Raw genomic sequence first — 13,930 nt, 5'->3', positions numbered from 1 at the left:
CGGGAGTTTCGGGCCGTAAGTATTTCGAGAAACTTTCTGAGGGGGCGTCAGCTCCACTCGGGTGTCTGACCTGGGACGGCCGTGGATTTCCGGCCGTCCCGTGGCATATGCGTGCCGATCGGGGGAACGCGTACTCCCGATGGCCCGTCTCCAGGAGCGAGGCGGCGTCTCATCTGCTGACAATGGCGAAGACCCTCGCGCAGTGTTCGTGCAGGCGCGTCTACGATGGAAGCCTTCACGTCACTGCACCCAACTCGCCGTCCTAAAAAGCCGTCAAAGCTCCACTTGGGAAGGCCAGACGAATCCTGATGGGGAACTCAATGTCGTTCATCGGCCGTGACATGGCTGTCGACCTCGGGACCGCCAACACGCTGGTGTACGTCAGGGGTCGCGGGATCGTACTCAACGAGCCGTCCGTCGTCGCGATCAACACCAACACCGGTGGAATTCTCGCGGTCGGCGCGGAAGCGAAGAAGATGATCGGGCGGACCCCTGGCAACATCGTTGCCGTGCGTCCGCTGCGGGACGGCGTCATCGCCGACTTCGAGATCACCGAGCGCATGCTCCGCTACTTCATCCTGAAGATCCACAAGCGGCGCTATCTCGCCCGTCCCCGTGTCGTCGTCTGTGTGCCCTCGGGCATCACGGGCGTCGAGCGCCGTGCCGTCATCGAGGCGTCGTCCCAGGCAGGGGCGCGCCAGGTGCACATCATCGAGGAGCCCATGGCCGCGGCCATCGGTTCCGGCCTGCCGGTCCACGAGGCCACGGGCAACATGGTGGTGGACATCGGCGGCGGCACCACGGAGGTCGCGGTCATCTCGCTCGGCGGCATCGTCACCGCCCAGTCCATCCGCGTCGCGGGCGACGAGCTGGACAACGCGATCATCCAGCACATCAAGAAGGAGTACTCGCTCCTTCTAGGTGAGCGGAGTGCCGAGCAGATCAAGATCACGATCGGTTCGGCGTACGACCTCGACAATGACGAACACACCGAAATCCGCGGCCGGGACCTGGTGTCCGGGCTGCCCAAGACCGTCGTCATCTCCGCGGCCGAAGTGCGCAAGGCCATCGAAGAACCGGTCAACGCGATCATCGACGCCGTGAAGACGACCCTCGACAAGTGCCCGCCGGAGCTTTCCGGCGACATCATGGACCGCGGAATCGTTCTGACCGGCGGCGGAGCCCTGCTGCGCGGTCTCGACGAGCGGCTGCGCCGCGAGACCGGCATGCCGATCCACATCGCGGAGGACCCGCTGGACAGCGTGGCGCTCGGCTCCGGCAAGTGCGTGGAGGAATTCGAGGCGCTCCAGCAGGTTCTGGACGCCCAGCCGCGCAGATGAGGTAACTCTTCGATTCCGCCGTACGAGATGCACCCTTCTCGTACGGCGGATCGTTGATATTCAGGCATAAGCTCCCCCATAACATCCTCAACACCCTTGGCATTTCTGCTCGGGGTGCGCCCCTGTTGACCCACGAAGGAAGGCACGGCCGCCGCACGTGAGGGACACACGAGAGAGCCGGCTGCTCCTGGTGCTGCTGATCGCCATCGCGTTCGCTTTGATCACGGTGGACATCCGCGGTGGCGAGGATTCACCGGTCGACGGTGCCCGGGGGGCCGCCGCCACGGTCTTCGGCCCGATCGAGAACGGGGTGGCGTCCGCGGTCGACCCCGTCGGCAACGCGATCGCCGCGGTCCGTGACTCGGGTGAGAGACACGACCGCATCGCCCAGCTCGAAAAGGACAACGCGGCGCTGAAGGCGAAGCTCGGCAGCGACGACCGCAACAGCAGCCGGCTCACACAGCTCGACAAGATGCTGAAGACGGCGGGCGCCGGCCAGTACGGCATCAAGGGCGCCGAGGTCATCGCCATAGGAGCGGCCCAGGGCTTCTCCTGGACCGTCACGATCGACGTCGGCTCCAACGACGGCATCACCCGCGACATGACCGTCCTCAACGGAGACGGACTCGTCGGGCGCGTCACCACCGTCGGCTCGAACACCGCCACCGTGCTGCTCGCCAACGACCCCGACTTCACCGTCGGCACGCGCATGGAGTCCACCGACGAACTCGGCTTCGCCTCCGGGCAGGGCGACCAGCCGTTCCGCGTCGAACTGCTCAACGGCAAGGCCAAGATCAAGAACGGCGACCGTCTGGTCACCTTCGGCTCGCAGGCCGACAAGCCGTTCGTGCCCGGCGTCCCGGTCGGCGTGGTCTCCCGCGTCGACCCCTCCGGCGGCGACCTGACCCGCACCATCTACGTCAAGCCGTACGTCTCGTTCACGAAGCTCGACATCGTCGGCGTCGTCGTCCAGACCCCGAGCAAGGACCCGCGCGACGCCGTGCTGCCGCCGAAACCCAAGCCAACGCCCACGCCGACGGTGACCGTGACGGTCACCCCCTCGGCGCTCGTGCCCGCCGACGGCCAGCAGCAAGAGCAGTAGGAGCCGAACCCCCATGCGTTTCAACCGGATGCTGCTCTCCACCACCCTGGTGGTTGTCGCCCTGGTGATCCAGGTGAGCGTCCTCGCCCGGCTCCACCTCCCGGGCGCCGTCCCCGACCTGCTGCTCCTGACCGTGCTGGCCCTCGCCATGGTCTACGGCCATGTCGGCGGCGCCCTCATCGGCTTCGGCGCCGGCCTCCTCGCCGACCTCGCCCCGCCCGCCGACCACGCCGCCGGGCGCTACGCCCTCGTGCTGTGCGTCATCGGCTATCTGGCAGGCCTGGTCAAGCCCGAGAGCGGCCAGCTCAAGTCCGCGACAGGACCGATGGCCGTGGTGGTCGCCGCCGCGGTCGGATCCACCCTGCTGTACGCCGGTGTCGGCGCCCTCGTCGGCGACACCTCCGCCCGCCATGTGGGCCTCACCGGGCTGCTGTTCACCGCAGCCCTGTACGACCTGCTGCTCGCGCCCTTCGTGGTCCCCGGGCTGATGGCCCTGGCCAGACGCGCCGAGAACGATCCGCTCGCCGAGACGAATTCGGGCGGCAAGTCCGCAGACGTCTCCTCGGGCTGGCTGTCGTCCGGCACCGGTCTGCGCATCGGCAGCCAGCGCGGGGGACTGCGGGTGAAGGCCGCCAAGGCGCGGGTCGCCAGGGCGGGACGCATCAAGGGGGTCAAGCGGCTTTGAGCACACACCAGTTGGTGGCCCGGTCGGTGGCCCGGCCACACAGGTTCACCGTGTACTCGTATGACTCGTACGCACACTGAGAGGGGGAGGCAGCAGCAGTGACCAACATCCCCGAGACCGGCCGGACCCCACGGGTCCAGATCCGACTCGTCGTCATCCAGATTCTCGTACTCTCCCTCCTCGGCACCCTCGGCGGACGCCTCTGGTATCTCCAGATCCGCAACGGCGACGAATACGCCAAGGAGGCCTCCGGCAACCATGTGCAGCAGGTCGTCAGTCCCGCCGTACGCGGCTCGATCCTCGACGCACGCGGGGTGCCGATCGCCGACAACGAGACCCGGCTCGTGGTCTCCGCCTCGCGCACCGACCTGCTGAAGATGAAGGACGACGGCAAGGCCGTCCTCACCAAGCTCGCCGCCGTCCTCGGCATGAAGGCCCAGGACGTCATGGAGAAGGTCCGCCTCTGCGACGCCGAGACGCCGCAGCCCTGCTGGAACGGCTCGCCCTACCAGCCGATCCCCATCACCGACGAGGCCACCGCCAGGCAGGCCCTGCAGATCCGCGAGCGCTCCGAGGACTTCCCCGGCATCACCGCCGAGCCCGAGGCCGTACGCCGCTACGCCGCACCCGGCGGCGCCAACACCGCGCAGGTGCTCGGCTATCTCTCGCCTGTCACCGACGACGAGATCACCAAGGCCGAGGACAGCGACTCCCCGTACCTGCGCTCCGACCAGGTGGGCCGCTCGGGCCTTGAGCGCCAGTACGACCAGGAGCTGCGCGGCAAGGCGGGCGTCACCCGCTACGAGGTCGACAACCTCGGCCGCGTCATCGGACAGGCCGAGAGCGACGCCGCCGAGCCCGGTTCGAACGTCGTCACCAGCATCGACGCACGCGTGCAGAGCGTCGCCGAGTACCAGCTCAACGAGGCGATGAAGGACGCCCGTGACGTGTTCGACAAGAACACCGGCGAGAACTACAAGGCGGACTCCGGGGCCGTCGTGGTGATGGAGGCCAAGACCGGCCGCGTCGTCGCCATGGCGTCCAATCCGACGTACGACCCGAACGCCTGGGTCGGCGGCATCTCCGGCAAGGACTACGCCCAGCTCACCGGCAAGACCTCCAACTACCCGCTGCTCAACCGGGCGATCCAGGGCCAGTCGGCCCCCGGCTCGATCTTCAAGGTCGTCCCCACGGCCGCCGCCATCAACGCGGGCTACTCCTTCGACGGCCCCTACGAGTGCTCCAGCTCGTACTCCATCGGCGGCCAGACCTTCAAGAACTTCGAGACCAAGGGATACGGCCCGATCAGCCTCGGCCGGGCCCTGGAGGTCTCCTGCGACACCGTCTTCTACCGCCTCGCGCACGAGGAGTGGAAGAAGGACGGCGGCATTGACCCGAAGAAGAAGCCGGACGACTGGTTCTACAAGACGGCCCACCAGTTCGGCCTCGGCGCGGAGACCGGTATCGACCTCCCGAACGAGGTCACCGGGCGCATCCCCGACCGCCAGTGGAAGGAAAGCTACTGGGAGGCCAACAAGGACGCCTGGTGCAAGTACGGCAAGAAGGGCGGCACGTACGCCGAGCAGATCGCGTACGAGAACTGCCTCGAAGGCAACAAGATGCGCGCCGGTGACTCCGTCAACTACTCCATCGGGCAGGGCGACACCCTCGTCACCCCGATCCAGATGGCCGCGATCTACGGCGCGATCTCCAACGGCGGCACCCTGTACGAGCCCACCGTCGGCAAGGCCATCGTCAGCGCCGACGGCAAGAGCGTCGAGGAGATCGAGCCGAAGGCGAACGGCAAGCTGCCGATGACGGCCAAGACGCGCGACGAGATAGACGGTGCCCTCGCGGGAGTCGCGACCCAGGGTACGGCCGCCTGGCGATTCGGCGGCTGGCCGCAGGACGAGATCCCGATGCACGCCAAGACGGGTACGGCCGAGGTCTACGGCAAGCAGACGACCTCGTGGTTCGCCACGTACACCAAGGACTACACGGTCATCATGACCATCTCCCAGGGTGGTACGGGCTCCGGCGCCTCGGGCCCCGCCGTGCGCAACATCTACAACGCGCTCTACGGCGTCTCCGCGGACGGCACGATCGACAGCAAGAAGGCGCTGCTGCCCACCCCGCAGAAGAGCCTGCCGAAGATCCAGTCCGACGGTTCGATCGACGCCCCGAAGATCGAGAAGTACGACCCGGAGAAGGAGCAGGCCAGCGAGACCGCGGCGCTCGGCGGGGTGGACGGACAGCTCCCGGGAGCTACGACTTCTTCGCCGTCGGCGGAGAACCGTGACACCCGAAGGCGCAGAGCCCGAGGCCGTGGGTGCGGCAGGCGCAGGACGACCGGGAACCGGAGACTGCTCACATGACCGGCGCGAACAACTTCTCCGTCTCCGGGTACGGACCCGAACGCGGCAGCCTGTCGAGGCTGTTCGCCCGCGACTCGCTGGCCCGCCGCCTCGACTGGCCGATACTCCTTTCGGCCATCGCGCTCTCGGTCATCGGCTCGGCCCTCGTCTACTCGGCGACCCGCAACCGCACCGAGATCAACCAGGGCGACCCGTACTACTTCCTGATCCGGCACCTCATGAACACAGGCATCGGCTTCGCCCTGATGATCGGCACGGTCTGGCTCGGCCACCGCACCCTGCGCACCGCCGTCCCGATCCTGTACGGCCTCTCGGTCGCCCTGATCCTCGCGGTGCTGACCCCGCTCGGCGCCACGGTCAACGGCGCCCACGCCTGGATCGTGCTCGGCGGCGGCTTCTCGCTCCAGCCCTCCGAGTTCGTGAAGATCACGATCATCCTGGGCATGGCGATGCTCCTCGCCGCCCGTGTCGACGCGGGCGACAAGCCCTACCCCGACCACCGCACGGTCCTCCAGGCACTTGGCCTGGCCACCGTCCCGATGATGATCGTCATGCTGATGCCCGACCTCGGCTCCGTCATGGTCATGGTCATCATCGTGCTGGGCGTACTGCTCGCCTCCGGCGCGTCCAACCGCTGGGTGTTCGGCCTGCTCGGCGCGGGCGCGCTCGGCGCGATCGCGGTCTGGCAGCTCAAGATCCTCGACGAGTACCAGATCAACCGCTTCGCCGCCTTCGCCAACCCCGAACTCGACCCCGCCGGCGTCGGCTACAACACCAACCAGGCCCGTATCGCCATCGGCTCCGGCGGCCTCTTCGGCACCGGGCTCGGCAACGGCTCGCAGACCACCGGCCAGTTCGTCCCCGAGCAGCAGACGGACTTCGTCTTCACCGTCGCCGGTGAGGAACTCGGCTTCGTCGGCGCCGGACTGATCCTGGTGCTCCTCGGCGTCATCCTGTGGCGCGCCTGCCGCATCGCCCGCGAGACGACCGAGCTGTACGGCACGATCGTCGCCGCCGGCATCATCGCCTGGTTCGCCTTCCAGTCCTTCGAGAACATCGGCATGACCCTCGGGATCATGCCGGTCGCGGGGTTGCCGCTGCCCTTTGTGTCGTACGGAGGCTCATCGATGTTCGCGGTGTGGGTGGCCGTGGGGCTGTTGCAGTCGATCAGGGTGCAGCGGCCGATGTCGGCGTAGACGGCGTTCCGGTGTCGCCCCGGAGAACGTGAGGCGACACCGGAAACAACGGCAGGCGTGGCTCGGATAACAAGTCCGCATACAAGGGGGGCTGCCCCTGGCCCGCAAACGCGTCTAGTGTCGGTTCATGGTGGACACGAAGCGCGAGATCGAGCGGAAGTACGAGGGTCCCGCGGCCGATGGTGACGCGGGCCTGCCGGAACTGACGGGCGTCGCGGGAGTCGCGTCCGTCATCGACAAGGGCGTCGCCGAGCTCGACGCCACGTACTACGACACGGCCGACCAGCGGCTCGCCGCCGCCTCCCTCACCTTGCGCCGCCGCACCGGTGGCGACGACGCGGGCTGGCACCTCAAACTCCCCGTCTCCGAAGGCGTCCGCGACGAGATCCAGGCCCCGCTCTCCGACGACCTGCCCCGCTCGCTGACCGGCCTCGTCCGCTCCCGGGTGCGGGACGCCGAGCTCGTCCCCCTCGTACGCCTGCGGTCGGCCCGCGACATCCGCCACCTCGTCGACGAATCCGGCGCCCTGCTCGCCGAGGTCAGCCTCGACCGCGTCCGCGCCGAGCGGCTCAGCGGCGGCGAGGGCACCGCCGAGTGGACCGAGATCGAGGTCGAGCTCGCGGACGACGGAGACCCCGCCTTCCTCGACAGGGTCGAGAAGAAGCTCCGCAAGGCGGGTCTGGCCCGCTCGTCGTCGGCGTCGAAGCTGGCGAAGGCGCTGGGGGAGACCGCGCCGAAGGTGAAGGGCAAGAAGGCCGGGGCGGCCGCAGCGGCCGCGGCTTCCGTGGCTTCCGCGGTGGAGAAGGACCCGGTGAGCGCGGGAGACCACGTCCTCGCGTACATCCGCGCCCAGCGCGACGCGATCATCGAGCTGGACCCCGCCGTCCGGCGCGATCTCTTCGACTCCGTGCACAGCATGCGCGTCGCCACCCGCCGGATGCGCAGCGCCTTCCGCTCGTACGGCAAGGTCCTCGACCGCACCGTCACCGACCCGATTGGCGACGAACTGAAGTGGCTGGCTGGCGAGTTGGGCGTCGACCGCGATCAGGAAGTACTCACCGAGCGGCTGACGGGGGCCCTCGACGACCTGCCGCGCAATCTGCTCTCCGGGCCGGTCCGCACCCGGCTGCGCACCTGGTCCCACGCCCGCAGTTCCGGCTCCCGGCGCCGCCTGATCGCCGTACTCGACGGCAGGCGCTACCTCGACCTGCTGACCGCACTCGACGCACTCGTAGCGGATCCGCCGCTGCTCAAGGCGGCGGCCGGCGACCCGTCGACGGTGATCGCGAAGGCCGTGCGCAAGGACTTCAAGAAGGTCTCCGAGCTGATCGAAGAGGCTCTCGACCGGCCGTCCGGCGGGGACCGCGACTTCGCGATGCACGAGGCCCGCAAGAAGGCCAAGCGCACCCGGTACGCGGCCGAGACCGCCGCGCCCGCCCTGGGCAGGCCGGCCGCCGACCTGGTCAAGTCGATGAAGTCCCTGCAGAGCCTGCTCGGCGACCACCAGGACAGCGTGATGGCCCGCGAGGCCGTGCTCGGACTCTCGGCCCAGGCGCACGCGGCGGGGGAGAGCGCCTTCACGTACGGGGTGCTGTACGGGAGGGAGGAGCAGCGGGCCGCGGCGGCCGAGGCGGCGTTGCCGGAGGCCTGGGAGACGATCGGGAAACGGGCCGCGGTCTGATCGTGGACCTGGGTGCGCTCCGGGCGGGATCGGCGGTGCGGCGGGTACCTCGGGCCGCGTTAGGCTAGATGGTCACCCCTGTCAGTTCGCTCTGGCAGCACAGTCAGCTCCCTCTGCTCCCTCAGCTCACGAAGGTTCGCCAGATGCCAGCCGAATCGGTCTTCCCGCAGCTCGAAGCTCTGCTCCCGCATGTGCAGAAGCCGATTCAGTACGTCGGCGGAGAGCTCAACTCCACGGTCAAGCCCTGGGACGCCTGTGACGTCCGCTGGGCGCTCATGTACCCCGACGCGTACGAGGTCGGACTGCCCAACCAGGGCGTCATGATCCTTTACGAGGTGCTGAACGAGCGCGAGGGCGTCCTCGCCGAGCGCACGTACAGCGTGTGGCCGGACCTGGAGGCGCTGATGCGCGAGCACCAGGTGCCCCAGTTCACGGTGGACAGCCACCGGCCGGTGAAGGCCTTCGACGTCTTCGGGCTCAGCTTCTCGACGGAGCTGGGCTACACGAACATGCTGACGGCGCTGGACCTGGCGGGCATCCCCCTGGAGTCCAAGGACCGCACGCTCGACGACCCGATCGTCCTCGCGGGCGGCCACGCGGCGTTCAACCCGGAGCCCATCGCCGACTTCGTCGACGCGGTGATCATCGGCGACGGCGAGCAGGCCGTCCTCGACATGACGGACATCATCCGGGCCTGGAAGTCGGAGGGCCGCCCGGGAGGCCGTGAAGAGGTTCTCTTCCGCCTCGCGAAGACGGGCTCCGTCTACATCCCGGCGTTCTACGACGTCGAGTACCTCGCGGACGGCCGCATCGCCCGTGTCGTACCCAACAAGTCGGGCGTCCCGTGGCGGGTCAGCAAGCACACGGTCATGGACCTCGACGAGTGGCCGTACCCCAAGCAGCCCCTCGTCCCGCTCGCGGAGACGGTCCATGAGCGGATGTCGGTGGAGATCTTCCGCGGCTGCACGCGCGGCTGCCGCTTCTGCCAGGCGGGCATGATCACCCGCCCGGTGCGCGAGCGCTCGATCACGGGCATCGGCGACATGGTGGAGAAGGGCCTCAAGGCGACGGGCTTCGAGGAGGTGGGCCTGCTGTCGTTGTCGTCGGCCGACCACTCGGAGATCGGCGACATCGCCAAGGGGCTCGCGGACCGGTACGAGGAGGACAAGATCGGTCTGTCCCTCCCGTCGACGCGAGTGGACGCCTTCAACGTCGACCTGGCCAACGAGCTGACGAGGAACGGCCGCAGGTCCGGCCTGACCTTCGCGCCCGAGGGCGGCTCGGAGCGCATGCGCAAGGTCATCAACAAGATGGTCTCCGAAGAGGACCTGATCCGGACGGTCTCCACGGCGTACGGCAACGGCTGGCGCCAGGTGAAGCTGTACTTCATGTGCGGCCTGCCGACGGAGACGGACGAGGACGTCCTCCAGATCGCCGACATGGCGATGAACGTCATCGCCGAGGGCCGCAAGGCCTCCGGCCAGAACGACATCCGCTGCACGGTGTCCATCGGCGGCTTCGTGCCGAAGCCCCACACCCCGTTCCAGTGGGCCCCGCAGCTCTCCGCCGCGGAGACGGACGCCCGCCTCACGAAGCTCCGCGACAAGATCCGCGGCGACAAGAAGTACGGCCGCTCCATCGGCTTCCGCTACCACGACGGCAAGCCCGGCATCGTCGAGGGCCTGCTGTCCCGCGGCGACCGGCGTATCGGTGCCGTGATCCGCGCGGTGTACGAGGACGGCGGCCGCTTCGACGGCTGGCGCGAGCACTTCTCGTACGACCGCTGGATGGCCTGCGCCGAGAAGACGCTGCCCGCCTTCGGCGTGGACGTCGACTGGTACACCACCCGCGAGCGCACCTACGAGGAAGTCCTCCCCTGGGACCACCTCGACTCCGGCCTCGACAAGGACTGGCTCTGGGAGGACTGGCAGGACTCCCTCGACGAGACCGAGGTCGAGGACTGCCGGTGGACGCCGTGCTTCGATTGTGGCGTGTGCCCCGCCATGGACACGACCATCCAGATCGGCCCCACGGGCAGGAAGCTGCTGCCGCTCACGGTCAACCAGCCGGCGGTCAGCGGGCACACGCACTGAGGATCGCCCCGGCCGGGCACTCGGGGCCGGTGGGGCCACGGAGGGCTGATCATGCTTGCGTCCTGGTACGAGCGACAGGGGCCTGCCGTCGAGGTGCTTCAGGTCGGTGAACTGGCCGACCCGGAGCCCGGCCCCGGCGAGGTCCGTGTCCGCGTGACCGTGTCGGGCGTCAATCCCGGCGACACCAAGAAACGGCGCGGCTGGCTGGGCTCGGCCATGCCCTATCCCCGGGTGATCCCGCACAGTGACGCGGCCGGCGTCATCGACGCGGTGGGCGACGGTGTCGACGCCAGGCGCGCGGGTCAGCGGGTGTGGGTGTACGGCGCTCAGTCCTACCGGGCTTTCGGTACCGCGGCCCAGTTCACCGTCGTACCCGAGGATCTGGCGGTGCCGCTGCCCGGCCACCTGAGCGACGAACTCGGGGCGAGCCTGGGCATCCCCGGGATCACCGCCCACCGGACCGTGTTCGCCGACGGCCCGGTCGACGGCAGGCTCGTGCTGGTGCACGGCGTGCTCGGCGGCGTCGGCTCACTGGCCGCCCAGCTGGCCCGCTGGGGTGGGGCCACCGTTCTCGCCACGGTGAGACACGGCGCGGACCTGGACCGCGTCGACCCCGCCGTGGTGTCCCACGCCGTCGCCCTCGACCAGGACGACCCGGCCGGGGCGATCCGCGCGTACGCACCTCGGGGCGTCGACCGCATCGTCGAGGTGGCCCTGTCGGACAACGCCGACCTGGACGCCGCGGTGGTCGCGAACGACGCGGTCGTCGCCGCCTACGCCACCCGTACCGACCGCCCCGAACTCCCCTTCTGGCCCCTGCTGTTCGCCAACGTCACCCTCCGCCTGCTCGGCAGCGACGACTTCCCCGCCGGGGCCAGGCGCCAGGCCGCCCGCGACCTCACCGCCGCGGCCGCCGTCGGAGCCCTCACCGTCGACATCGGCGACCGCTGCCCACTCGACGAGATCGCCAAGGCCCACGACCGTGTCGACGCCGGCGGCCGGGGACGCGTGCTGGTCACCGTCCCGCAGTAACAGCGCGGTACCGGATCCGGACAGGGCGCATCCAGACGGGGGGCTGACGCGTCTACGTCGGTATGGACCTGGAGAAATCGCCCGTACGGCAGCCCTTGCCGCAGGCACCGGCCGAGGGGTGCCTCGCGGTCGCGATCCGCATCCCGGTGCGGATCGTGGTGCTCGTGCTGGTCGTGCCGGTGCGGATGGTGTGGGACGCGCTGGTCGTCGGTGGCCGGTTCCTGCGGGACTACGCGCTGCGGCCGGTGGGGCGGGCGCTGGCGTTGGTGGCGTGGGCGGTGTTCGTCTGGCCGTTGGTAATGCTGTGGCGGTATGTCGTCGTGCCGGTCGGGAAGGCGGTCGGGTGGCTCGGGCACGTGCTGGTCGCCGTGCCGCTTGTGTGGCTGTACCGGACCGTGCTGACGCCGGTCGGGCATGCGCTCGTCCGGCTGGCCCGGGGTGTCGGGGCCGGAATCGCCTGGGTGTTCCGAGGGATCGGGGCCGGACTCGGCTGGGTGTTCCGGGGGATCGGAGCCGGGATCGGCTGGGTGTACGCACGGGTGCTCACGCCCGTCGGCCATGTGATCGCCTGGTTGGGGAAGGGCGCGGGGACGGTGCTCACGGCTGTCGGCACCGGGGTGTACACCGCTGTCGCTTGGCTGGTGAGGTACCTCTTCGTCGTTCCGGGGGTGTGGCTGTACGAGTGGGTCCTCGCGCCCGCCGGGAGGGGCATCGCCTGGACCGTGCGGGGGCTCGGGTGGCTCGTACGGATGATCTTCACCGGGATCGGTGTCGCGCTCTACTGGACCTTGCGTGTGCTGCTGGTGCTGCCCGCGCTCGCCGTGTGGCGGTGGGTGCTCGCGCCGGTCGGGCGGGTGCTCGTCGTCATCGGGCGGGAGGTCGGTGAGGCGCTCGGGCACGCCTGGCGCGTCGCCGGGTACATCTCGCTCGCCGTCGGACGGTTCCTCGGGCGACTCTTCCGGTGGATCTTCGTGGAGCCGGTGCGGTGGGTGTACCTGAGCGTGCTGACGCCCGTCGGGCATTTCGTCCGGGACGCGGTCCTGCGGCCCGCCGCCGAGGCCGCGCGCAGTGTGGGAAGGGCGACACGGCAGGCCCTCGCCACCGCCCGCGAGTCCGCCCGGCAGGCCCGCGCCGACTTCCGGCGGATGGTTTTCGGAGCGCCCAGGGAGCCCGTGCCGGTGCCCCTCGAGCCCTCGCCCGTCTCGCCCGGAGCGTCCCGGAGGGAACCGGGAGCCGACGAGACACGTACTCTAGGTAGCAGTAAGACCGCTCTCACGAAGGACTGAACGACACTGGGCAAGCGACAGCCCGAAGGCCCGCCGCCCGCACCCGCGGTGCAGCGCATCCGACTGCGCTACACCAAGCGCGGCCGCCTCCGGTTCACCAGCCACCGTGACTTCCAGCGCGCCTTCGAGCGTGCGTTGCGCCGTGCCGAGGTGCCGATGGCGTACTCGGCGGGGTTCACGCCGCATCCGAAGGTGTCGTACGCCAATGCCGCACCCACCGGCACGGGCAGTGAGGCGGAGTACCTGGAGATCGCGCTCACCGAGGCGCGTGACCCGGACAAGCTGCGCGATCTCCTCGACGAGTCGTTGCCCACCGGGCTCGACATCATCGAGGCGGTCGAGGCCCGGACCTCCGGGCTCGCCGACCGGCTCACCGCTTCCGTCTGGGAGCTGCGCCTCGACGGCGTGGACCCGGCAGAGGCGGAGCGCGCGGTCGAGGCTTTCAAGGCGGCGGACGCCGTCGAGGTGCAGCGCAAGACCAAGAACGGCATGCGGACGTTCGACGCCCGCGCCGCCGTGGCAAGCCTTGAAGCAAGCAGCGGATCAAGCACTGCGGCGAGCAGTGAAGCACGCAGTGAAGCAAACAGCGCGACAAGCAGTGAGACGAACAGTCCACAGGCTGATAGGTCGAGCGACCAGGCCTGTGCGATACTGCGGCTGGTTGTTCGGCACGTGACGCCTGCCGTTCGACCCGACGACGTCCTGTCCGGTCTTCGCGCCGTGGCCGACCTGGCGCCGCCGGTCGCCGCTGCGGTGACCAGGCTGGCGCAGGGGCTGTTCGATGAAGAGACCGGCACGGTGACCGACCCGCTCGCGCCCGACCGCGAGGCAGTCATGGCAGCCCCGCCCTCTCACGAAGAGGCGGTCGCCGCTTCTGCCGCCGCGAAGGCGCCGGTGCCGGAAGGTCCCGCGTAAGGACAGATGTCGTAGCGCCGCCCTCGTACTCGGGAGCCACCTGGGTCGGGCAGCGCACCGACCACAAGACTTTCGCCAGGCCGTACGCACACATGGCGTACGGAACCGGCGAGACAGGACACAGAGAGCTCCCGTGCGGCGCCCGCGCCCCGGACGGCGGCACCGCGCATCGCGCGAGCCGCGGACGTCACCGGCACTGCCGGACCAGGTGCGGCGCCCGGGAGC

Annotated in this window: 10 protein-coding genes; all 10 read left to right on the top strand. The window is 69.4% G+C overall.

Going from position 1 to position 13,930, the window contains the following annotated elements; translation table 11 throughout:
- Window positions 1-320 precede the first annotated feature (320 nt).
- The 10 genes from OG219_RS16905 (at window position 321) to OG219_RS16860 (ending at window position 13,705) form a co-directional block, all read left to right on the top strand.
- Window positions 321-1,340 carry a rod shape-determining protein gene (locus OG219_RS16905; protein ID WP_266827414.1) on the top strand — a complete coding sequence of 340 codons (1,020 nt, stop codon included), beginning with the start codon at window positions 321-323 and terminating at the stop codon, window positions 1,338-1,340.
- Window positions 1,341-1,497: 157 nt separating this feature from the next.
- Entirely contained in the window at window positions 1,498-2,442 is a 945-nt protein-coding gene (gene mreC, locus OG219_RS16900) for a rod shape-determining protein MreC (protein WP_266827412.1), read from the top strand.
- 13 nt (window positions 2,443-2,455) lie between these two features.
- Entirely contained in the window at window positions 2,456-3,127 is a 672-nt protein-coding gene (gene mreD, locus OG219_RS16895) for a rod shape-determining protein MreD (RefSeq protein ID WP_266827410.1), read from the top strand.
- A 98-nt stretch (window positions 3,128-3,225) separates the two neighbouring features.
- Window positions 3,226-5,502, top strand: coding sequence for a penicillin-binding protein 2 (gene mrdA, locus OG219_RS16890; protein WP_266827408.1), 2,277 nt, complete (start codon window positions 3,226-3,228; stop codon window positions 5,500-5,502).
- On the top strand, window positions 5,499-6,698 hold the full coding sequence (gene rodA / locus OG219_RS16885) for a rod shape-determining protein RodA (RefSeq protein ID WP_266827406.1): 1,200 nt from the start codon (window positions 5,499-5,501) through the stop codon (window positions 6,696-6,698). The genes mrdA and rodA overlap by 4 nt, the downstream gene beginning before the upstream one ends.
- Window positions 6,699-6,825: 127 nt before the next feature.
- Window positions 6,826-8,379: a CYTH and CHAD domain-containing protein gene (locus OG219_RS16880; protein WP_266827404.1), complete on the top strand. Its 1,554-nt coding sequence runs from the start codon at window positions 6,826-6,828 to the stop codon at window positions 8,377-8,379.
- A gap of 143 nt (window positions 8,380-8,522) precedes the next feature.
- Window positions 8,523-10,472, top strand: coding sequence for a TIGR03960 family B12-binding radical SAM protein (locus tag OG219_RS16875; protein ID WP_266827402.1), 1,950 nt, complete (start codon window positions 8,523-8,525; stop codon window positions 10,470-10,472).
- Window positions 10,473-10,523: 51 nt separating this feature from the next.
- Window positions 10,524-11,504, top strand: coding sequence for an NADPH:quinone reductase (locus tag OG219_RS16870; RefSeq protein WP_266827400.1), 981 nt, complete (start codon window positions 10,524-10,526; stop codon window positions 11,502-11,504).
- Window positions 11,505-11,566: 62 nt separating this feature from the next.
- Window positions 11,567-12,790 carry a hypothetical protein gene (locus OG219_RS16865; protein ID WP_266827398.1) on the top strand — a complete coding sequence of 408 codons (1,224 nt, stop codon included), beginning with the start codon at window positions 11,567-11,569 and terminating at the stop codon, window positions 12,788-12,790.
- Window positions 12,791-12,838: 48 nt separating this feature from the next.
- A complete protein-coding gene (locus tag OG219_RS16860; RefSeq protein WP_266827396.1) occupies window positions 12,839-13,705 on the top strand; it encodes a TIGR03936 family radical SAM-associated protein in 867 nt (288 codons plus the stop codon).
- The last annotated feature ends 225 nt before the right edge of the window (window positions 13,706-13,930 follow it).

Source organism: Streptomyces sp. NBC_00038 (assembly GCF_026343635.1).
Lineage (GTDB): Bacteria > Actinomycetota > Actinomycetes > Streptomycetales > Streptomycetaceae > Streptomyces.
This window is presented reverse-complemented; position numbering and strand designations above follow the sequence as displayed.

Bases quoted from the DNA above. Each gene is read 5' to 3' on its own strand.
- OG219_RS16865 (WP_266827398.1), top strand. From the start codon at position 11,567: ATGGACCTGGAGAAATCGCCCGTACGGCAGCCCTTGCCGCAGGCACCG.
- OG219_RS16870 (WP_266827400.1), top strand. From the start codon at position 10,524: ATGCTTGCGTCCTGGTACGAGCGACAGGGGCCTGCCGTCGAGGTGCTT.
- rodA (WP_266827406.1), top strand. From the start codon at position 5,499: ATGACCGGCGCGAACAACTTCTCCGTCTCCGGGTACGGACCCGAACGC.
- mreD (WP_266827410.1), top strand. From the start codon at position 2,456: ATGCGTTTCAACCGGATGCTGCTCTCCACCACCCTGGTGGTTGTCGCC.
- OG219_RS16905 (WP_266827414.1), top strand. From the start codon at position 321: ATGTCGTTCATCGGCCGTGACATGGCTGTCGACCTCGGGACCGCCAAC.
- OG219_RS16880 (WP_266827404.1), top strand. From the start codon at position 6,826: ATGGTGGACACGAAGCGCGAGATCGAGCGGAAGTACGAGGGTCCCGCG.
- OG219_RS16875 (WP_266827402.1), top strand. From the start codon at position 8,523: ATGCCAGCCGAATCGGTCTTCCCGCAGCTCGAAGCTCTGCTCCCGCAT.